Here is a 20,627-nt window from a genome sequence, read left to right as displayed (position 1 = left end):
TTTTACGCTATTTAATGTAGAATGGGAGGTGATGAGAAAAAGAATTAAACCGATCGTTGTTTACGTGGTTCTAGCTCTTTTAGGATTAGCATTAGTTATTGCAAACATTCACAATACGTCTAAACAGCAGGCGCATCTCGAGAACGTGAAATCTGCTATTCCTTCTGCTACTACACCAAAAACAACAACCAGTAGTACGTCTGACAGTTCCGATGAGGAGCTGATACTTAATCCCATTATTGACCTTTCGGGTTGGCAACTTCCTCAGGATATCGATTACGATGTCTTGTCAAATCATATTTCTGGTGCTATTATCCGCGTCTTCGGTGGATCACAGATTAGTAAGGATAGCAATGCCGCCAGCTCAAATGGGGTTGACAAATCTTTTAAAACACATATCAAAGAACTCAAAAAACGTGACGTTCCAGTTGCCGTCTATTCCTACGCCCAAGGTACTTCCGTCAAAGAGATGAAGGAAGAAGCTCGTATTTTCTACAAAAATGCTTCTCCATACAAACCTACCTATTACTGGATTGACGTTGAAGAGGAAACCATGTCTAACATGGAGGAAGGTGTCCAAGCCTTTCGTGCTGAACTCAAACGTCTGGGAGCTGAGAAGATTGGCCTCTATATTGGTGCCTATTTCATGCTTGAGCAAGAAGTTTCAACCAAAAACTTCGATGCCGTTTGGATTCCAGCCTATGGTGTCGACTCGGGCTACTATGAGGCTTTGCCAAATACTGAAATCGACTATGACCTTCACCAGTATACGTCACAAGGAAACCTCCCTGGTTTCGACAATATCCTAGATCTTAATCAAATCAATCCTGAGAAAAACAAACGTAAAACCTTTGAAAAACTCTTTGGAAAGATTAAGAAAAAAACAACTAAAAATAAGAAGACTACTTCGACAAATTCATCAAGTAGTGAGTAAAAACCAGTGTTTCAGACACTGGTTTTATTCTTGCCCCAATTGACTTAGGCGTATTTGGACGAATGTGTTATAATGGAAAGTAGAAATGTAAAACTTTGAAAAGGAGATAACATAATGGCTAAGAAAAGCAAAGTCAAGAAGACCTTGGTCGACCAAATTCTTGATAAAGCTAAAATAGACCATGATAGCTTATCCTTCAATGGTTTAGAAGGAGAGCTTCCAGAGGATGTGGCTCGTGAGAGCATCTATAAAACCCTAGCCCTTAAAGGGGATAAGACAGGACCAGTCATTGGTATCGTCCCTATCACCGAACACCTGTCTGAAAAGAAATTAGCTAAAATTTCAGGCAATAAGAAAGTTCAAATGATTCCACAAAAGGATCTCCAAAAAACAACTGGCTATGTTCACGGGGCTAACAACCCAGTGGGAATTCGTCAAAAACACAATTTTCCCATTTATATCGATCAGTCTGCCCAAGAAGCAGGTTTTCTTATTGTCTCAGCTGGAGAGATTGGGCGTTCTATCCGTATCAATAGTCAAGAACTTGCTGATTTTGTTAATGCTGAATTTGCTGATATTAAGGAGTAATCATGAAACTGTATTTTGTACGCCACGGTAAAACCGAGTGGAACTTGGAAGGCCGCCTTCAAGGTTCCAAGGGAGACTCGCCTTTGCTTAAAGAATCTATCGAACAAGTACGTGAGTTAGGTCACTATCTCAGTGACACACATTTTGACTTGGTCTTCTCAAGTGACTTACCACGTGCTAAAAAAACTACAGAGCTCATCATGGAGTCTCAAAAACCTAAATCTAAGGTTACCTACACTAAAGCTTTGCGTGAATGGCAACTTGGCAAACTGGAAGGGCGAAAAATTGCACTCGTTCAGGCTATCTATCCCAAAGAAATGGATGCCTTCCGTCATAACCTATCCAACTTCCGTGCTAATGACTTCCAAGCTGAGTCTGTCTACCAGACAACCAAACGTGTAGCCGAATTTGTCAAAACACTTAAAGATAGTGAGGCTAAAAATGTCCTCATCGTCGGTCACGGAGCTAACTTAACGGCTTCTATCCGTACACTCCTTGGTTTTAAACCTGGTCTTCTTCGTAAGGCAGGAGGTCTTGACAATGCTTCTGTCACTATTCTCGAAACCAATGATTTCGAGCACTTCACTCTTAAATGTTGGAATGATACATCTTATATGGATGAACAAAACAAGATTAACTAAATCATTGACTGACTTCATAAGACAAGCGGTCCTTAACAGGGTCGCTTTTTAGCAGTCAAAAAGCCCTTAAATCTATTACTTTAAGAGCTTCACTTCCATTATTTCCACTTCGGTTCATCTGGCAAACAATCTAATTCGACACCAAAGTCTCGGGCCAAGTCCTCTAGTTCATTTTCAAAATCGTCTAATTCCTGTGAGACAAGATCATACTGTCCTTCAGACAATAAACGCTTAAAACGAAGACCTCGACTCAAAATAAATTCCACGTCTATTTTGACAGTTCTATGAACATGTTCCCGATAGTTATTAGCAAACCCTCTTTGCTTTTCTTCAGCATTAAGATGGTCCTCTAAGGCATAATAGGAATCTCAGGCAACTCGCTTCATCTGCTCCGCATCTCTAACACCCTCAAATAGATCATCTCGTTTGGCGTTGAACGCTTCTACCTCTTTTCTCAAAGCATCACGCTCAGTACTTAGTGCTTCAATATCATATTTTAAGTTATCCGTTTCCACCATTTCACTTCTCCCTTTATCACATTCTAGACAATAAAACGGCCTAACGAGGCCGTTTTATTTATCTACCATATTTCATACGAAGAATCTTTTCCTGGTTCGCATCCAAACGAAGGAGAATAACCACCTTATCAATACTCATATTGCTCTCAAGAAGACGTTCAGCTGCCATCATAAGACCATTGTTAATACCCAGTTGAAGCACTGGATTTTCTTTATCGTTAATATCAAAGATATATTTATTATTTGGAAGATCGAAAAGGACTTTCACAGCTCCAAAGAGTTGCTCAAAACTATCGATTTCCAAGTCAAAGACTGGTTTCGTACCTGGTTTAAGGCTACGTCCACGGTGGTTGAACCACATAGAATGCCAGCCGCCGTTAAAGGCACCCATAACGTCATTGTCGTATGAATCTCCGACGTAGAGAGTCGTCGATGGATTCATATCAAATTGTTCAGCCGCAAGATTGAAGATTTCCTTTTCAGGCTTTTGGAATCCTGTCGCCTGACTGACGATGACACGTTTGGGATCCACGTAATCGTATAATCCCAACTTCTTGACTTTCTTAAGTTGATGCTCTGTTGGTCCATTGGTAATAATACCCATAGGAACATTTTTTTCCTTGAGGAAATCAAGGGTCATGCGCATTTCATCAAGCATAGTAATGTTTTCCAACTCATGCTCGTAAACCTCTTGGAAATGGTTACCCGTTTCTTCATCAATTTCACGGTAGCCAAACTCCAAAAGTGTTTCTTTACAGCGCCAAAAACGGAAATATTCGGTTGTCCACTCACCGGCCATTACACGTGGAAAACCGATGTCAGAATAGTGGCGGAAACGAATGTAGGCCTGATTCATATGGGTTATATCAAAGTCAGGGAAACATTTTTCCATGGCAATACGATAAGGTGCCTGTTGATCGTAAATAGTATCGTCAACGTCAAAAACAATAGAGGTAATCATTTGTCCGTTCCTTCTTATATCGTTCTCTTGCCAGAGACTTAGCAAACTAGAAGGTCCGATAACTAAACTGATGAAGCAGTCAGCCCCTAAGACTAAGTCTTGCAAAAGTTGCTTTAAGTCAACTGTCTATAAGCAGTCATGCATATCTGTTTTTTGACTAGCATGAAATTGCCCAAACAGTCTTATTATACCGTTTTTGCCCTCTTATTTCAATTTTTGAGCAAAATTAGGAAAATATTATTCGTGATTTCCAGTATTTCAGATAGAAAAAAGGTTTGAAACATGATATTCCAAACCTTAGGTATCTTTTTATCATCAGATGATTATTTAATTTCTTTAAAGGTCATTTTTTGTTTCACTTCACCCTGACCACCTTTGGCAATCTGGTAATAGAAATCCTTTGATGTGAAATGGTCTCCATAAGCAAAGACCTTGTTGTACTGCCATTGTGACAATTGATCATCCTCTTTTTTACCGAGAGTCAAAGTTGTTTTTGTCACGTTATATTCCCATTTAGCTGTTTGGTCACTATAGGCTTTGTCAAAATCAGTCTGGCTCTTAGCGGCATTAACCACTGTCGTACGGTCCTGACTCACTAGTGCCTTGTTACCACCCTCTTGGAAGGCTACATACATGACACGATTATTAACCTCACCATTTAAAGAACTTGAATATTGGTAAACCTTACCAGGTACAACACTATCCAAATGGTGTGACCCCCAGTAATAGAAGACACTGAAACCAGCTCCCGTAACCAAGAGGCAAGCAAGTACAACACTAATAATGATATTTCTCTTTGACATGCTTGACCTCTCTCTATTCGTCACCAGTTAGGTCAGAGGAATTTGCCTCTGAGTCTGTTTCAGTACGACTTGATGAACTTGAACTCATGCGTGTTTCTGTTTGAGAATCATCACTTGATGAAGCTTTTGATTCAGATGATGTTTCAGTGCTTGATGATGAACTTTCTTTATAAACATCAACATTGAAGGCCCACTTATCACCCTTGTAAGTTACCTTAATTTGGGCATATTTTGCCTTGATAAGCTCTGACATTTTGCCACCCTTGTTAAGGGTGTCGTAAATCTTTTCAGCGAGTGCTTTGGCATTGGCTTCAGTTCTGGCACCATCTTTAGGACCATTAGCAATGTCTTCATCTTTAGCAGTTTCGCCTTGACGGTAAAGCGCTGTTCTTTCAGTGTCCTTCTTAGCATCAGCATTCAGATCATTCTTATCATCTACATGTGAGAAGAATTTCCATGTAGGTCTACCTGAGCGTTTTTGTTGATAAATATTTGAAACTTCTTCTTGAACCTTGTCTTGGAAAGCATCCTCAGTCAATTCTTTCTCTTTAGAAGTATCTGTACTTGCTTTACTTTCACTGCCACTTGCTGTTGAGCTTGATGCAGAAGAGCTTGTTGAGCTTGATGAAGCATCTTTAGATTCTGATGATGAAGAAGAACTTGTTGAACTTGATGAAGCGTCTTTAGATTCTGATGATGAAGAAGATGACTCCTTACTTTCTTTAGAATCTTTATCTTTATCGCTATTATTGGTATTGGAGAATGAAATGCTGTTATCAGAATTATCTGGAGCGTAAATCATTGTATTCTTAGAGTGGTCATCAGATACAAAAGTACTATTATTGATAATCACTCGGTTATTATCGCCATAATAGTTGTTGATAACAATCTTAGAATGTGCACAACGGTGACCATTACCAGTCACATGATAACCTGCTGGTACATCACCATCACGTTTTAAAATAAGGACATCACCAGCAAAGATAAGATCAATATTCTGAATATTGTTATCGTAGGCTAATTTTTCAATAGAGATTCCCGTCGCTTGAGAGATTCCCCACAAGGTATCACCCCATTGAATTACATATTTTTGACCATCTAACTGTTGTGGATTGATGTTCTGAGTTGTCAAATTATTTGTAATTTGTTGCGGTGTGCTGGCAATCCAGTTTGTAATATCTGCAGCGTGAGCACTTGTTTGATTTTGATAAAAGCCATCTGCTAACACAGATACCGTAGGTAGCCCAATAGGCGCTAGTAAAGCGCCAAGCATCACAGCTTTACCAACATAATTTTTCTTTTTCATTGTATATTCTCCTTAATTTCATACGAATCCTACCCTGCTATTATACACTTTTTTATTATATTTGTCAATAAATTATATAACTTCCTAATCAATCATTAATTCAAGTTAGCTATTTTTCTTAAAAATAAAGGGCTTTCCCCTTTATTTATCTGACATTTAGTCATTTGTCCTATCTTTAGAAGGTGATTTATGATACAATATTTACGACTATTTTATGGAGGACTAACATGTCAAATCAACACATGGAAGAATTGAACGATCAACAGATTGTCCGTCGTGAAAAAATGGCGGCCTTGGCTGAACAAGGAGTCGATCCTTTTGGTAAGCGATTCGAACGTACAGCTACATCTGGTCAATTAAAAGAAAAATACGCTGATAAAACAAAAGAAGAATTGCACGAAATCAATGAAACTGCTACTATCGCAGGTCGTTTGATGACTAAGCGTGGTAAAGGTAAAGTTGGCTTTGCCCACATCCAAGATCGCGATGGTCAAATCCAAATCTATGTACGTAAAGATGCTGTCGGTGAAGAAAACTACGAAATCTTCAAGAAAGCTGACCTTGGTGACTTCCTCGGTGTCGAAGGTGAAGTTATGCGTACAGATATGGGAGAACTTTCTATCAAGGCTACTCATATTACACACTTATCTAAAGCTCTTCGTCCATTGCCTGAAAAATTCCACGGACTTTCAGACGTTGAAACCATCTACCGTAAACGTTACCTCGATTTGATTTCTAACCGTGAAAGCTTTGACCGCTTTGTCACACGTTCAAAAATCATTTCTGAAATCCGTCGCTACCTCGATGCTCAAGGTTTTCTTGAAGTCGAAACACCTGTTCTTCACAATGAAGCTGGGGGTGCGGCTGCCAAACCATTTATTACACACCACAATGCACAAAACATTGACATGGTGCTTCGTATCGCGACTGAGCTCCACCTCAAACGCCTCATCGTTGGTGGTATGGAACGTGTTTACGAAATCGGACGTATCTTCCGTAACGAAGGTATGGATGCCACTCACAACCCTGAATTCACATCTATCGAAGTTTACCAAGCTTACGCTGACTTCCACGATATCATGAACTTGACTGAAGGTATCATCCAACACGCTGCTAAAGTCGTTAAAGGTGACGGACCTATTAACTATCAAGGAACTGAAATCAAGATTAACGAACCATTCAAACGTATCCACATGGTTGATGCTATCAAGGAAATCACTGGTGTTGACTTCTGGCAAGATATGACTTTGGACGAAGCCAAAGCTATCGCTGCTGAAAAGAATGTTCCAGTTGAAAAACACTACACTGAAGTTGGTCACATCATCAACGCCTTCTTCGAAGAATTCGTTGAAGAAACATTGATTCAACCAACATTCGTTTACGGTCACCCAGTTGCTGTATCACCACTCGCTAAGAAAAACCCAGAAGACCCACGCTTCACTGACCGTTTCGAACTCTTCATCATGACTAAAGAGTACGGAAATGCCTTCACCGAATTGAACGACCCGATCGATCAATTGTCACGTTTCGAAGCACAAGCTGCTGCTAAAGAACTCGGTGATGACGAAGCAACAGGTATCGACTACGACTACGTCGAAGCCCTCGAATACGGTATGCCACCAACAGGTGGACTCGGAATCGGTATCGATCGCCTCTGCATGCTTCTCACTGATACAACAACCATCCGTGATGTCTTGTTGTTCCCAACGATGAAATAATAAAAATATCCCATTAGTCAAATAATGGGATATTTTTATATGAGGTATAAACGTGTTCAAAAACTGAAGTCCCTTTTTAAGAAAGAATAAACTGTGGTTGAACATTCTGAGACGAAGAAAGAAGAAAGTCAATTCGACTTTTCCATAGATCGCACAGATTATTTTTTCTACCAAGCACTTGTATTTTATTGTGAAGAAAATAATATCCCTTAAAAAAGCTAACGGATTCAGATATGCTACAGACTAATAAAAGAGCTGCTTTTCATCTCAGTATCTTCGTCGCCTGGCTAGCAAAACATGATTTTCTGAATCCCCAAAGTGATGGATTTAATCTTAAGGGTATACAAAAACTCAAGAATGAAACGATTACAGGTACAGACTATCTCTTTAAACATCTTGATAAAAAACTCTATTCAACTGATATCAGTGACATACTCCTTCCCTTCATCTCTGATTTTTATGAAGATTTTATGGATTTTTACTATACTGTCTTGGTTGATGATGTTGCTAGAACTGAATTTGACTGGAAGATCTATCACTTGGTTGAAGATGATATTGATGAGATGTTTAGTCAATATCAGACTCACATCAGACAATAAGAAAAACGCTTTTCTCAAAATGAGAGAAGCATTTTCTTATTTCCAAAATTTTGCTTTTGAAGCTGCGATCCAAGCTGATAAACAAGCTAGAGCTACTTCTGCATAGATAGCATATTGTTTAGCAGGATAAAGCCAGGCTTTGTTTTCTTCATGCCAACGAGACTTCCAGAGGCCGATGTAATCTCCGGTCATTCCAGGATTTTTAAGGCGCTCCATGTAATTGGCAGGTAGGTTATCAGGCTGATTCATCTGCACGTTAATGATAAAGATAAGCAAAGCAACCACGATGACAACTACGAGTGCCAGGGTAATCTTTTTCTTCACTGTTAGTTGAGATGCTTTCAATTATTTTTCTCCCCCATATAGTAATATATGTACTCCTATACTTTAGTATAAAAAGTAGGGATACAACATTAATGACTAAAAAGTCAATACCTTTCGAAACCTTGCACATCTTCTTCATAGTGCTATAATAAAACTGTCAGTCTGCTCAGAAATAAGGCTATTCTTGTGCAGATGTGACTTAGAAAGAGGTGTTTATGACATCTTTAAAAAAGGTTTCCCTTTCGGAGGTAAACCAATCAATTGATACACCAAATAATAATCGTTTTTGGCAAAACCTTAAGGCTTTCTTGGGACCTGGGGCACTTGTGGCCGTGGGATACATGGATCCAGGAAACTGGATTACCAGTGTCGTCGGTGGGGCGACCTACAAATACAGCCTACTCTTTGTCATCTTAATTTCATCATTAATCGCTATGCAGTTGCAACAAATGTCCGGAAAATTAGGGATTGTGACCCAGATGGACTTGGCCCAAGCTACTGCCTATCACTCGCCTAAATGGTTGCGATACACGCTTTGGGTGATTCTTGAGCTGGCCTTAATGGCGACGGATTTGGCTGAGGTGCTTGGCTCTGCCATCGCACTAAACCTGCTCTTTGGTATTCCAATCATGGTAGCCATCCTAGTGACAGTCCTAGACGTCTTTTTACTCCTACTCATCATGAAGCTAGGGTTCAAAAAAATCGAAGCTATTGTTTCAACCTTGATTTTGACAATCCTAGTTATCTTTGTCTATCTGGTAGCCTTGTCTGAGCCTAGTGTTGCGGGAATTCTCGAAGGCTATCTCCCTACACCAACTCTCTTCGAGACTCATGCCGCTGGACATACCAACCAGTTAACTTTGGCACTTGGGATTGTGGGGGCGACCGTTATGCCACATAATCTCTATTTGCACTCGTCCTTGTCTCAAACGCGTAAGGTTAACCATTCTGATGGTGATGATGTAACAAAGGCTGTCCGTTTCATGACCTGGGATTCAAACATCCAGCTGACTTTGGCCTTTGTGGTAAACTCCCTCCTCTTGATTTTGGGGGCTGCTCTCTTCTTTGGTCACGCTTCTGATATTTCAGCCTTCTCGCAAATGTACAATGCTCTTCAGGACTCCAAGATTGCCGGTGCGATAGCTAGTTCGACACTTTCAACTCTCTTTGCCTTGGCTCTCTTAGCTAGTGGACAAAATTCTACAATTACAGGGACCTTGACTGGTCAGATTGTTATGGAGGGCTTCCTCCACATGAGGTTACCGCAGTGGGTAATTCGTTTATTCACACGTCTCTTCGCCTTGCTACCTGTTATCGTTGTAGCTATTCTCTACGGTGATCAAGAAAAGACTCTGGATCAACTCTTGGTTTATTCACAAGTTTTCCTCTCACTTGCCTTGCCGTTCTCTATTTTCCCTTTGATTTACTATACTTCTAAGAAATCACTTATGGGAAAACACGTCAATGCCAAGTGGAATACCTTCCTTGGTTACGCCATCGCTCTTGTCCTAACCATTCTCAATCTCAAACTTATCTTTGATACGTTTTAAACAAAATAAGGCCAGCGCCATGCTGACCTTGTTTTAGTTTTTAAAGGCGTCAACGAGAACTTGGAATTCTTCATTGCTAAGGGTAATTCCCTTGCCCATCTTGGTGTGGTCTGGACTCCATGTACGGATGTCATACTTAGCCGGTGCTCCGTTAAAGCTCACACGATTAAGCTCCTTAGTCCAGCCCTTGTCATTCTCAGATAAGACCAAGAGTTTTTCTTCAATTTCAAATGAAAATTCTGCCATTTGCTTACCTCCACTAGCTTTATTCGTTTTTCTCTGTGAAAATTGTGTGTTTTAGAAAGAAGTTATCCACAAAATTTCACCTTTCATGCTATAATTATTTTATCAAGAAATGAAGGAAATGACCATGATAAACTTTTTAGAAGCGGTAAAGCATCAGCTTCATCAGTTTGTGGAAACAGGTCACAGCAAACCTATCCACCTAATGCAAAATCATCTTATTAACGATATCTATCGTGCTATTGATAATAACCAAATGGTCATGCTGACTTCTAATCAGAAGATCTATAAAGGCTACATCAATCGTTATGACAGCCAGTGTCAGGCTATCTTTATCGAGCAGGACAAAGTTATCAGCATGATTGAACTAAAAGGAATCAAACGTCTAAAAATCATATCACAACGAGGTTAAGTTTATCTGTTAACCTCGTTTTATTATGAGATTGACTATTTCAGAAGTGCTTGTTATAATAAGTTAACTATTGATTTACGAAAGGTTAACTAAAAATGACACAAAATCGTACACTGTCACTCATACTTCCCGCCTTCGGTGCTGCTATCATTGCTGCACTGGCTCAAATCATCATTCCGATTGGGGCAGTTCCCATTACTCTACAGACCTTTGCTGTCGGACTTGTTGCTGCCGTCCTTAAGCCAAGAGAGGCAACTCTTGCCGCTACCCTCTACCTTATCCTAGGTGCCATTGGTCTACCGGTTTTTGCAGGAGGTGGCGGTGGGCTTCAAACCTTCTTTGGTCCTTCAGCTGGCTATCTGCTTGCCTATCCTTTTTTTGCTCTTGTCACATCAGTACTGACTCATGCTAATACTCCTATCTGGAAAAGCTTTTTGGCTTTTGTTTTGGGAGATTCACTTGTCTTTGTCGGTGGTATCCTCAGCCTGCACTTTCTTGGAAAGATGGGTTGGTCTGCAGCTGTAGCTGTTGGTTTAACACCTTTTATCATTCCTGACCTCATTAAAGGTCTCATCGTCGCTTTGGTGACTAAGCCAGTCTTAAAAGCTCTTAAAAATCATAGTTACTTTAACTAAAAAAGATTGAAGACTTTGTTCGTGTAAACAGAATCTTCAATCTTTTTATTTTTCAAAATAAATGTCATAGTGCTTTGAACAAGCTGGATTAAAGGCACTGTGACAATTGGGACAGGCTACTACCTCTTGATATTCCTCGATCGTCATTTCGTACCTACAAACACCACAGATAAGGACCTTGTCCTGCTTGATCTGACAAGGATAAGCTCGAAATCTATGTTCCTCCAAGCTATCATGACACTGATAACAGGCATAATACTTCAGACAATCGAAGCATTTTAGGGCAACAATATCTAATTCTGTGTGATAATGCTGGCACCTGCTCTCATTATCTACCAAGAGACCATATATTTTTCTCGTCATTAGGCACGAACAGTCTTACTTGAACCGTCTTTTTGGTAGAGGTTAATCAAACCTTCTTTAGTTGAACGAATCATGTCACCAGGTTTAACTTCTTGTGGCACGGTAATAGTAAGAAGTTCCATTGGGTTTGGTGCACGGTCAATCTTATTACCATTAGCATCGTGAAGATCTTTGATCTCACACTCGAAATGACGAAAGCCTGGTCCGTAGAATTCAACGTGGTCACCTTCGAGGATAACGTTACGTTGACGGATTGTAGCTGTCATAGTTGCTGGATCAAAGTCTACGACTTCACCAACGAATTTGTATTGTGGAATCTTACGACGGGCACCAAAGAGTTGTTCGTTTTCTGTTGGAGTCTTGTAGTAGAAACCTGTTGCCAATTCACGTTGGGCAACTTTCCAGAGTTCGTTAATCAAATCATCTTTGATGGCATAAAAGGCTTCTGCACTTTCCATGTAAGCGTCACAGGCAGCCTTGTAACAGTTGGCAACTGTTGATACGTAGTGGACAGATTTCATACGACCTTCGATTTTCAGGCTATCAACACCATTATCGATAAGGTCTGGAATATTTTCAATCATACACATGTCAACGGCTGACATTGAGTACTCTTCAGGAACTTCACCGTGGATACTCTTTCGCTCTTGGCCGAATGGCATGTCGTAAAGGTCATATTTCCAGCGGCATGACTGTGAACAACCACCACGGTTGGCATCACGGTCTGACATGTGGTTAGAAAGGGTACAGCGACCTGAGTATGAGATACACATAGCACCATGGACAAAGGCTTCAATTTCAAGGTCCGTACGTTTACGGATTTCAGCCAATTCTTCCATAGTAACCTCACGTGCTAAAACAACACGAGTCAAGCCATACTGTTTCCAAAAATGGAAGGTTTCAACGTTTGTCGCAGATGCTTGCGTTGACAAGTGGATGTTAAGGCCTGGAGCATAAGTTGAACAGATTTCAATCAAAGCTGGGTCAGATACGATAACGGCATCGAGTCCCATATCACGCAATTCACGGAACCACTCACCTGCACCTTTTTCATTTCCTTCGTGGGTAACCATGTTCGAAGCAACGTGCACATCGACACCACGAGCGTGAGCGTATTCGATACCTTCACGAAGTTCGTCCATGGTAAAGTTTCCGGCACGGCTACGCAAACCATAGGCTTGTCCACCAACGAAAACAGCATCTGCGCCGTAATTTACAGCGACTTTCAATTTTTCCAAAGTCCCAGCAGGTACCAGAACCTCTGGGCGTTTTTTAGTTGTAGTCATAATTTCTCCAATTTGCAAGATTGTCGATTTTTGTTTTTAGAAGTCTCCTTCGTTCCCTGAAAATGGAAAACTCTCAAACGAAGGAGGACATATTTTTATTTTACACGGTCAGGTTCATAATCATAGAAACCTGTGTCCAAACCACGGTTGGCTGGGTGTAATTTATGAATAGCCTCATCAAAGAGGAAGGCTTGATCTTGTGAAAATTCGCCAGCCTCGATGAGGTCACGAGCCTTCACAAAATACTCAGTGATTTTTACGAAGTTTTCACCTGGGCAATAAACACCATCTAACTTCCAGTGGTCAAAACCATGTTCAACGAGCTCTGAAAGTTTAGTCATCATATCCAGGTCATTATTGGCAAAGATATGTGTCCCGTGCATATCCTCATACACTGAGTAGTGCGAATCTGGGTCACCAGGCTCAGAAAGGAAGAGGTCACGTTCTTTGGTAACAGCTTCATCCGTTTTGATAAAGTTGTAGTAGTTTTGAAGAAGTGGTCGTTTTGAATGGTGAATGATACTTGCACCATAAACCAAAACCTCGGCTGGAATTTGAAGATTTTCAGCCATGACGAAAAGTTCCGCAGACGGAATTTCACGAGCCAAAACAGCTTCAGAAGCTCCAGCTTGTTTGCCCCAGAAATTAATCTGACGGCTAGAGGTTACCATGGTTGAAGCATCATAAATCATTTTGAAGGGACGTTTATCACGGTTACAGATGTAGAAAACTCCTGCATCACCAACCGTGATATAATCTGCCTTGATTTCTTCAAGAAAATCAAGGTAGTCTGGAAGAGCATCCATCATACCTTGGTGCATGAGGGCGTTAACGGCAACAGTCAATTCCTTGCCAGACTCATGTACCAGCTCTGCAATCTTTCGCATCTCTGCGAATGAAAAAGGCTTAGGCAAACGAAGGCCAAAAGCTTTTTCGCCGATGTAAATACGATCTACGCCAAGTTCTAGGAGCTCACATGCCTGCTCGTAGCTCTCAGCAGTCGCTGTAATCACTATTTTTTCCATAACTCACATTATAGCACAAATGATTAGATTTTTTTAGAATTTTTAGGTTCAAAGTGCTGTATCTGAATATTTTATATTAGTTTTTAAATACTATAATTTTCACAAAAATCAAAAAAAACTTTGCAATATAAAATTTTTATGGTATTATTAATGAGATTCTAAATAGTGAAATACTGACTAAATATTTTAACCTACATGGAAAAGTGGTTTAGGTATTTTATATAGAAAGGAGGCAGACATGGCTGACAACTTACACCGTCAATTTGATCACATCGAAGATTTCGAGACTGAGCGTCCTCAAACGACGAATTATCAAGATTATCAAGGTTTAAATAATAATAGTATTAAGCTACAAGATATGATTTTCTTTGGACGTATTTCAAGCTTCTGTGTTTCAACAGTCCTAGTTGCCTTCCTTTTCTTGGTAGCACAGGTGGCTTCCTTCTGGGCCTTCTTTTGGGCAATTACCATTAGCGTCATTGGTCAGATAGGCATTTATGTCCTAATCAAATATTATAAAGCACAAAAACGTTGAATGCTTGGTCAACGTTTTTTTCGTATTAAAAAAAGAAAGCCTCATGTGCTTTCTTTATTATTTTACTTCTGCTACTTCTTCAGAGATATCTTTAATATCAATGACAATATCATCTACGATAGCTTTTGTTTCTGCTTCAACATCCGCTTGTTCAGGAGTTACTTGAGCTGTTTTCTCTTTGATAAGTTCAAAGCTCTCTTTTGCAAAGTCAGCAACTTGAGCTGTTTTTTCTTGAACGGCTTTTGTCAAATCATCTACAGTGATGTCGCCATTTTCAAATTTTGTTTTATAATCTTGGAAAGTATCGACTGCCAATTCTTTATAGTCACTAGCTTTTCCCACCACTTGATTTTGGTAAGCTTTAGGATCTTCTTTGAATGAAGCGAATTCTTCATCAATACGTACTTTAACTGCTTTACCTTTTTCAGTTGTGAAAAAATAAGCTGCTGCAGCTCCAGATGCTGCGCCAATAATTAGGGTATTTAGAAATTTACTCATGAAAAGACCTCCTTATTTTTTCTTGTCTTTTTTACCAAATAGTTTTGAAGCAATCTTGCCGATAGCAAAGGCTGAGCCTGCTTTACCGACACTTGCTCCTGCTGCACTTGCCTTAGTACCGAGATAACGAGCTTCGGTATTTAAGTCAGAAACACTTTCTGAAAGCTCAGCTACTGCTACAAAGAGAGGATCAATTGTTTGAACTTTTTCATTAACATCTTCAACCAAGACGTTGGCCTTAGCCAAGATTTCATTTGTTTGATGAAGGGTCACATTGATATCTGTACGAAGAACAGCAACTGTTTCTTCAACTTCTTTGACAACATGACGTGTGCGAAGTAGAGTTGGGATTAATGCAATTAGGAACGCAGCAAGTGCGATTGCAATAATAAGAAATGCAATTTCTGCCATAGTTTAAGACTCCTTTGACCTGCTTAAAAGGTTAATTCAAAGAAACTGAGTGTTTGACTCCTGCTTCTTATGACCTTTGTTATTATAATTTTCATTTCATTATAACAAAGTCTGAACAGTATGACTAGCTTTTCATTTTATAATCTGCTTTTGGACGTTGTTTACGGAAATATAAGAGGACAGCTCCAAGGATAATGATGGAAATGCTGACCCATTGTGAAACACGCAAGCCAGCAAACATGAGACTATCCGTACGCATTCCTTCAATGACAAAACGTCCAAGACCATACCAGATAAGGTAAAATGAAGTCACATCTCCCTGTCGCAATCCCTTATTAAAACGTCGTAGTCCTAGAATAATGCTAAAACCAACTAGATTCCACAGGCTTTCATAAAGGAAGGTAGGTACACGGTAGCTTCCATCAATAAACATCTGCTGGCGGATAATTTCTGGAAGATAATTCAGATGACTAACTGCTTTTCCATAGGCCTCTTGATTGACAAAATTTCCCCAGCGACCGATACTCTGAGCTATCATGACCCCAGGGGCCGCAATATCTAGAAAATCTAAAACCGAAATAGCATGACGTTTAGCGAACCAATAAAGGACAACTGCACCACCAATCAAGCCACCATAGATGGCAATTCCACCATTCCAAATCGCAAAAATTTCCGATGGATTTTGGCTGTAATAAGACCACTGGAAAATCACATAGTAGAGCCTAGCACCAACAATAGCTATAGGAAAGGCTAAAAGAATAAAATCTAAGATATGCTCAGGATCGATTCCCTTTTCAGGAGCCCAACGCTGAACCAGATAAACGGCAAGTAAAAGACCAGATACAATACAGATGGCATACCAATGAATACTGATTGGACCAAGTCTTAGAGCAATTGGATCAATAGTAGCTAACATTATTCTTCACCATTCTTACTAATGAGGTTAGTCAAACGGTCATTAAAAGTTTTGGTTGCATCAAATCCCATTTGCTTAGCACGATAGTTCATTGCTGCAGCTTCGATAACGACTGACACGTTACGTCCTGTCTTAACAGGAATGCGGATACGTGGAATCTTAACGCCCTGTAATTCAATCTCTTCATTGCTATTTCCAAGACGGTCAAAGACCTTGCCATTTTCAAAATTCTCAAGATATATGCCCAACTGAACTTGAGATGAATTGCGGACAGCACTAGCTCCGTAGAGACTCATGACATCAATGATACCAACCCCACGAATTTCAAGAAGATGGCGGAGGATTTCTGCGGGCTCACCCCAGAGAGTCTCCTCATCCTTAGCATAAACATCTACACGGTCGTCAGCGACAAGACGGTGACCACGTTTCACCAACTCAAGCCCTGTTTCACTCTTACCGATACCAGAATCACCCTGGATGAGAACACCCATCCCATAGATATCTACTAAAACACCATGGACACTAGTACGTTCAGCTAATTGAGAGTTGAGATACCAAGACATGTCACCTGAAAGTGATGATGTACCATTGCGTCCTTGAAGAACTGCTACACCATTTTCCTTAGCAGCTTGAAGCATCTCTTCCGGAATCTCAAGACCACGTGCCACGATAACAGCTGGAGTTTCCGCTTTAAACATATTAGCAAAAACAGAATAACGGTTATTATCAGTCATGGTTTTAAGGTAGGACCACTCCTTCATCCCAACCAACTGAAGTCGTTCTGGTGAATAATAGTCAAAATAACCCGTCATTTCTAAACCAGGACGAGAGATATCAGCCGTTGTTATTGGTTTTGACAAAAGTTTTTCGTTCCCATAGACAACCTTAAGCTTAAGCTTATCAACCAACATTTTAACAGTTACTGTCATATTATTTCCTCCGATTATTTACTAGTTTCATTGTATCATAAAAAGGTTTTCAATGCGGTTCTCAAAGCAAAAAAGACCTATGACTAGCACTAAGGCCAATCATAGATCTTTTCTCTTATAATTTGCTTACCAGTTCCACTCGTCTTCTACAGGTTCAGCGTTTTTACGTTTACGTCCATCCTTAAGTTTGATTTCGGGATAAATATCTTCTTTGTAAGGAAGGAGAAAGGCTAAAACCAAGTATAGAAAGATTCCAAACTGTGTTGAAACCATGAGAATGATAGCCAAGATACGAGCTAGAGTTAGGTCCCAGCCAAACTTATCTGCCAAACCTGCAACAACACCGGCGACGAGTCTATTTTTTCGTGTCTTATAAAAACGATTTGACATGGTCTTCTTCTCCCATCATTTCTTTGATTTAATTATATGATTTTTTTAAATTAAAAAAATCAGCCCTAGGACTGATTTAGAAAAATGAGCTTGCCTCGACACAAACCGCAGCCAAATTTCCGTGTATTGACACGGCGTTTGCGACGGTAAATACGACCACAGGATTGGCACTGATAGAGGTAGTACTTCTCCTTTTGACCTTGCATCTTTGGAGCGTATCTAAGGCCATCGACCTTAGCTAGTAAGTCCTTGAAATCTCTATCAGCATGCTTGTAGCCCTTCCCTTGAAAGTAAAGGTGATAATGACAGAGTTCGTGGCGGACGATTTTTCGAAAGGTCTCAAGACCATGTTCCTCATAGAGTTTTGGGTTGAAATCTAAGTGTCCATCCTTGGGAAAGAACCGCCCTCCAGTGGTCCGGAGACGCTTGTTCCACAAGGCTTGATGCTTAAATTCCCAGCCAAAATCTTCTATAGAAACAGTCTTAACATAATCAGTTAGATTCACGTGGATTCACTAAGGAGAGGTTGAGTTTTTCATGCTCCAAATCAACTTTTGATACCCATACGGTAACCAAATCCCCAACAGAAACGACCTGACTTGGATGGTTAACGAAGCTCTTACTCATCTCAGAGATGTGGATAAGACCATCCTCATGGACACCGATATCCACAAAAGCACCAAAGTCCACAACATTTCGGACTGTCCCTTCAAGTTTTTGTCCGACTGACAAGTCTTTGAGTTCAAGAACATCCTGACGAAGCACTGGTGCTTCAAAATCATCACGGAGGTCACGACCTGGTTTCAAAAGGTCAGCGATGATATCTTTAAGGGTTTCCTGTCCAAGCCCTAGCTCTTCTGCTGTTTCTTTAAGATTAAGAGCCTTCAATTTCTCTTTGGCAGAGTCGTCCAAATCTGTGATATCCAACTGCTTGAAGAGGTCTTTTACCGCTGGGTAAGACTCTGGGTGGACCCCTGTATTATCCAAGATATTCTTAGCATTTGGAATACGAAGGAAACCTGCAGCTTGTTCGAAGGCCTTGGCACCAAGTCGTGGGACCTTTTTGATTTCAGCACGTGATGCAATCTCACCATTTTCCTCACGGTAGGCGACGATATTTTCAGAGATAGTCTTGTTGAGACCTGAGACATGTGACAAGAGGGTACTACTTGCCGTATTGACATTGACACCAACCTGGTTAACCACGGTATCAACGACGAAGTCAAGATTTTCAGAAAGTTTCTTCTGACTAACATCATGCTGGTATTGGCCTACTCCGATTGATTTAGGGTCAATCTTAACCAACTCAGCCAATGGGTCTTGAAGACGACGGGCAATGGAAATGGCAGAGCGTTTTTCGACCGTTAAGTCTGGGAACTCATGGCGGGCCAACTCTGATGCAGAGTAAACAGAGGCACCACTCTCATTGACAATGACATAGGAAGTCTCTGGAAAATCCTTGAGAACTTCTGCCACAAAAGCTTCACTTTCACGACTGGCTGTTCCATTACCGATAGCGATAATCTCAATGGCATGCTTTTTAATGAGGTCAGCCAAGTCTTTCTTAGCTTGGGCAATCTTGGCCTGACTGGCTGGAGCCACTGGATAGATAACTTGCGTTGTAATGAGCTTACCAGTTTGGTCAACCACGGCCAACTTAGCCCCTGTACGAAAGGCTGGGTCAAACCCAAGAACCATCTTACCTTTAAGTGGTGAGACTAGGAGAAGGCTTCGAAGGTTTTGAGAGAAAAGTTGAATCGCACCATCTTCTGCTGCTTCAGTCAACTCGCTACGGATACGACGCTCCATAGCTGGAATGATTTTCTTCTTGAGAGATTGGTTGATGACTTCCTCGATATAGTCATTTTTTTGTTTGAAACGGGCACTGTAAAAACGGTGCATTTTCTCAAGATTGTGCTTAAAGGCTACCTTGACAACGCCTAGTTTCTCCCCACGGTTAAGGGCTAATGTACGGTAACCTTGAAGTTTAGACACCTTATCCTCAAAATCATAGTAAATCTTGAAAGTTTCTTTTTCATCCAGCGATTGATCCTTGAGGGTTGAAGTGATGTCACTGTTGTTCCAGATTTCGTTGTAGGTCCAAGATCGCAAGCTATTGTCCTCAGAAAAGGCCTCAACCAAAATATCCACAGCACCCGCAAGAGCCTTATCAGCTGTTGGAAAGGCTTCAGATGTCAACTTTTCAGCTTCAGCCTTGAGGTTGGGACTATTTTGCAAGATAAGACGAGCCAATGGAAAAAGACCTGCTTCACGAGCAATAGTCGCCTTGGTGCGGCGTTTTTCCTTATAGGGAAGGTAGAGTTCTTCCACGTCTGCCAACTTTTCAGCAGCTTCAATGGCTGCCTTGAGTTGGTCAGTCAATTTACCCTGAGCCTCAATCTTGGCCAGAACTGTTTCCTTGCGGTCTTGAAGAGCAGTCAAGGACTTGTCCATATCAATGATGGCCTTGATTTGCGTTTCATCCAGATTGCCGGTTTTTTCCTTACGGTAACGGGCAATGAAGGGAATGGTATTGCCTTCTGCGGTCAATTCCAAAACAGTTTCAACTTGTTGTTTTTTTAGACCCAATTCCTGAGCCAATGTCTCTAAATTACGATTTTCCATAAACTCTATTATACCACGAGAGGAGATTTACTTGGGCAGAAAACCTTGTAGCTGAAGCGAGAATTTTTAAGCAAGAGGTAGTATAATAGAAAGGTAAACCTATTGTTAAGGGCTATTTCTAACAGAAATAACGCCCTTAGTATCTTATTGCAACTGAACTCGGGCTATTTCTTTCGGAAAATAGATACATCTTCCTAGAAGCAGAGCTTCTTCGGCCGATGCCCTAATTTTCTCTTAGAAATGACGCCCTTAGTATCTTATTTTAACTCGGAGGATTTTTATGGCAGTTATTCAGAAAAAAACAAATGAACTTGAAAGCATGATGGCATCTTTTGCGGCTATCCCTGATTTTGAAAAGGCGGGAACTGATCCTAAGAAGGACAAACGTCTTCAAGAAGATAAGAAGAAATAATTTTT

The 20,627-nt window shown here is 40.5% G+C and carries 27 protein-coding genes; 10 read left to right on the top strand and 17 right to left on the bottom strand.

Annotated elements, in window-relative coordinates; genetic code table 11:
* Positions 1-31: 31 nt before the first annotated feature.
* The 3 genes from EL076_RS03710 (at position 32) to EL076_RS03700 (ending at position 2,163) form a co-directional block, all read left to right on the top strand.
* On the top strand, positions 32-934 hold the full coding sequence (locus tag EL076_RS03710; RefSeq protein WP_003097471.1) for a glycoside hydrolase family 25 protein: 903 nt from the start codon (positions 32-34) through the stop codon (positions 932-934).
* Between the two features lie 114 nt (positions 935-1,048).
* Entirely contained in the window at positions 1,049-1,522 is a 474-nt protein-coding gene (locus tag EL076_RS03705) for an aminoacyl-tRNA deacylase (protein WP_003097472.1), read from the top strand.
* Between the two features lie 2 nt (positions 1,523-1,524).
* Entirely contained in the window at positions 1,525-2,163 is a 639-nt protein-coding gene (locus EL076_RS03700) for a histidine phosphatase family protein (protein ID WP_003097473.1), read from the top strand.
* A gap of 98 nt (positions 2,164-2,261) precedes the next feature.
* Here EL076_RS03700 and EL076_RS09955 read toward each other — a convergent pair whose 3' ends face one another.
* The 5 genes from EL076_RS09955 to EL076_RS03685 form a co-directional block, all read right to left on the bottom strand.
* Complete coding sequence (locus EL076_RS09955) at positions 2,262-2,429, bottom strand: hypothetical protein (protein WP_003097474.1); 168 nt, start codon at positions 2,427-2,429, stop codon at positions 2,262-2,264.
* Positions 2,430-2,531: 102 nt separating this feature from the next.
* On the bottom strand, positions 2,532-2,681 hold the full coding sequence (locus tag EL076_RS09950; protein WP_003093815.1) for a hypothetical protein: 150 nt from the start codon (positions 2,679-2,681) through the stop codon (positions 2,532-2,534).
* Positions 2,682-2,739: 58 nt separating this feature from the next.
* Positions 2,740-3,642, bottom strand: a complete 903-nt coding sequence (locus EL076_RS03695) for an HAD family hydrolase (protein WP_003097475.1) — start codon at positions 3,640-3,642, stop codon at positions 2,740-2,742.
* A gap of 323 nt (positions 3,643-3,965) precedes the next feature.
* The gene (locus EL076_RS03690; protein WP_002952755.1) at positions 3,966-4,445 is read right to left on the bottom strand and encodes a hypothetical protein; all 480 of its coding nucleotides are present in this window, start codon (positions 4,443-4,445) and stop codon (positions 3,966-3,968) included.
* A gap of 13 nt (positions 4,446-4,458) precedes the next feature.
* Complete coding sequence (locus tag EL076_RS03685; RefSeq protein WP_003097476.1) at positions 4,459-5,751, bottom strand: LysM peptidoglycan-binding domain-containing protein; 1,293 nt, start codon at positions 5,749-5,751, stop codon at positions 4,459-4,461.
* Positions 5,752-5,978: 227 nt separating this feature from the next.
* On the opposite strand from EL076_RS03685, the gene lysS reads away from it, so the two are divergent.
* Both lysS and EL076_RS03675 read left to right on the top strand, forming a co-directional pair.
* Entirely contained in the window at positions 5,979-7,469 is a 1,491-nt protein-coding gene (lysS, locus tag EL076_RS03680) for a lysine--tRNA ligase (protein ID WP_003094420.1), read from the top strand.
* A 233-nt stretch (positions 7,470-7,702) separates the two neighbouring features.
* Positions 7,703-8,068 carry a DUF7832 domain-containing protein gene (locus tag EL076_RS03675; protein WP_003094184.1) on the top strand — a complete coding sequence of 122 codons (366 nt, stop codon included), beginning with the start codon at positions 7,703-7,705 and terminating at the stop codon, positions 8,066-8,068.
* A 36-nt stretch (positions 8,069-8,104) separates the two neighbouring features.
* On the opposite strand, the gene EL076_RS03670 is transcribed toward EL076_RS03675, so the two are convergent.
* Positions 8,105-8,413 (bottom strand): hypothetical protein, encoded by a 309-nt coding sequence (locus EL076_RS03670; RefSeq protein ID WP_126429310.1) that lies wholly within the window; start codon positions 8,411-8,413, stop codon positions 8,105-8,107.
* Between the two features lie 194 nt (positions 8,414-8,607).
* Here EL076_RS03670 and EL076_RS03665 point away from each other — a divergent pair, with 194 nt between their 5' ends.
* Positions 8,608-9,942 (top strand): Nramp family divalent metal transporter, encoded by a 1,335-nt coding sequence (locus EL076_RS03665; RefSeq protein ID WP_126429308.1) that lies wholly within the window; start codon positions 8,608-8,610, stop codon positions 9,940-9,942.
* 33 nt (positions 9,943-9,975) lie between these two features.
* Here EL076_RS03665 and EL076_RS03660 read toward each other — a convergent pair whose 3' ends face one another.
* Positions 9,976-10,188 (bottom strand): YdbC family protein, encoded by a 213-nt coding sequence (locus EL076_RS03660; RefSeq protein ID WP_002886106.1) that lies wholly within the window; start codon positions 10,186-10,188, stop codon positions 9,976-9,978.
* Between the two features lie 124 nt (positions 10,189-10,312).
* Between EL076_RS03660 and EL076_RS03655 the strand changes: the two genes are divergently transcribed.
* Both EL076_RS03655 and EL076_RS03650 read left to right on the top strand, forming a co-directional pair.
* The gene (locus EL076_RS03655) at positions 10,313-10,597 is read left to right on the top strand and encodes a hypothetical protein (RefSeq protein ID WP_126429307.1); all 285 of its coding nucleotides are present in this window, start codon (positions 10,313-10,315) and stop codon (positions 10,595-10,597) included.
* A gap of 95 nt (positions 10,598-10,692) precedes the next feature.
* The gene (locus tag EL076_RS03650) at positions 10,693-11,232 is read left to right on the top strand and encodes a biotin transporter BioY (RefSeq protein WP_048788545.1); all 540 of its coding nucleotides are present in this window, start codon (positions 10,693-10,695) and stop codon (positions 11,230-11,232) included.
* A 45-nt stretch (positions 11,233-11,277) separates the two neighbouring features.
* On the opposite strand, the gene EL076_RS03645 is transcribed toward EL076_RS03650, so the two are convergent.
* From EL076_RS03645 to EL076_RS03635, 3 genes are all read right to left on the bottom strand, one after another.
* Positions 11,278-11,595, bottom strand: a complete 318-nt coding sequence (locus EL076_RS03645) for a CHY zinc finger protein (protein ID WP_081448737.1) — start codon at positions 11,593-11,595, stop codon at positions 11,278-11,280.
* Positions 11,595-12,881 carry a peptidase U32 family protein gene (locus EL076_RS03640; protein WP_003094356.1) on the bottom strand — a complete coding sequence of 429 codons (1,287 nt, stop codon included), beginning with the start codon at positions 12,879-12,881 and terminating at the stop codon, positions 11,595-11,597. The genes EL076_RS03645 and EL076_RS03640 overlap by 1 nt, the downstream gene beginning before the upstream one ends.
* Before the next feature lie 95 nt (positions 12,882-12,976).
* On the bottom strand, positions 12,977-13,906 hold the full coding sequence (locus EL076_RS03635) for a peptidase U32 family protein (protein ID WP_048788546.1): 930 nt from the start codon (positions 13,904-13,906) through the stop codon (positions 12,977-12,979).
* 238 nt (positions 13,907-14,144) lie between these two features.
* Between EL076_RS03635 and EL076_RS03630 the strand changes: the two genes are divergently transcribed.
* Positions 14,145-14,441, top strand: a complete 297-nt coding sequence (locus EL076_RS03630; protein ID WP_126429306.1) for a DUF3270 domain-containing protein — start codon at positions 14,145-14,147, stop codon at positions 14,439-14,441.
* 57 nt (positions 14,442-14,498) lie between these two features.
* On the opposite strand, the gene EL076_RS03625 is transcribed toward EL076_RS03630, so the two are convergent.
* From EL076_RS03625 to EL076_RS03595, 7 genes are all read right to left on the bottom strand, one after another.
* Positions 14,499-14,939: a YtxH domain-containing protein gene (locus EL076_RS03625; RefSeq protein WP_126429304.1), complete on the bottom strand. Its 441-nt coding sequence runs from the start codon at positions 14,937-14,939 to the stop codon at positions 14,499-14,501.
* 12 nt (positions 14,940-14,951) lie between these two features.
* The gene (locus tag EL076_RS03620) at positions 14,952-15,350 is read right to left on the bottom strand and encodes a DUF948 domain-containing protein (protein ID WP_126429302.1); all 399 of its coding nucleotides are present in this window, start codon (positions 15,348-15,350) and stop codon (positions 14,952-14,954) included.
* A 124-nt stretch (positions 15,351-15,474) separates the two neighbouring features.
* A complete protein-coding gene (gene lgt / locus EL076_RS03615) occupies positions 15,475-16,266 on the bottom strand; it encodes a prolipoprotein diacylglyceryl transferase (protein ID WP_126429300.1) in 792 nt (263 codons plus the stop codon).
* The gene (gene hprK, locus EL076_RS03610) at positions 16,266-17,195 is read right to left on the bottom strand and encodes an HPr(Ser) kinase/phosphatase (protein ID WP_003093297.1); all 930 of its coding nucleotides are present in this window, start codon (positions 17,193-17,195) and stop codon (positions 16,266-16,268) included. The genes lgt and hprK overlap by 1 nt, the downstream gene beginning before the upstream one ends.
* A gap of 126 nt (positions 17,196-17,321) precedes the next feature.
* Positions 17,322-17,585 (bottom strand): PspC domain-containing protein, encoded by a 264-nt coding sequence (locus EL076_RS03605; RefSeq protein WP_048788548.1) that lies wholly within the window; start codon positions 17,583-17,585, stop codon positions 17,322-17,324.
* A gap of 65 nt (positions 17,586-17,650) precedes the next feature.
* Positions 17,651-18,091, bottom strand: coding sequence for a SprT family protein (locus EL076_RS03600; protein ID WP_117646834.1), 441 nt, complete (start codon positions 18,089-18,091; stop codon positions 17,651-17,653).
* Complete coding sequence (locus EL076_RS03595) at positions 18,078-20,210, bottom strand: Tex family protein (RefSeq protein WP_126429297.1); 2,133 nt, start codon at positions 20,208-20,210, stop codon at positions 18,078-18,080. The genes EL076_RS03600 and EL076_RS03595 overlap by 14 nt, the downstream gene beginning before the upstream one ends.
* Before the next feature lie 280 nt (positions 20,211-20,490).
* Here EL076_RS03595 and EL076_RS10400 point away from each other — a divergent pair, with 280 nt between their 5' ends.
* Positions 20,491-20,622, top strand: a complete 132-nt coding sequence (locus EL076_RS10400; RefSeq protein WP_002885949.1) for an SPJ_0845 family protein — start codon at positions 20,491-20,493, stop codon at positions 20,620-20,622.
* Positions 20,623-20,627 lie beyond the last annotated feature (5 nt).

This window comes from Streptococcus vestibularis (assembly GCF_900636445.1).
In the GTDB taxonomy this organism is placed as follows: Bacteria; Bacillota; Bacilli; order Lactobacillales; family Streptococcaceae; genus Streptococcus; species Streptococcus vestibularis.
The sequence above is the reverse complement of the archived record's forward strand: the minus strand, read 5'-3'. Positions and strand labels throughout refer to the sequence as shown.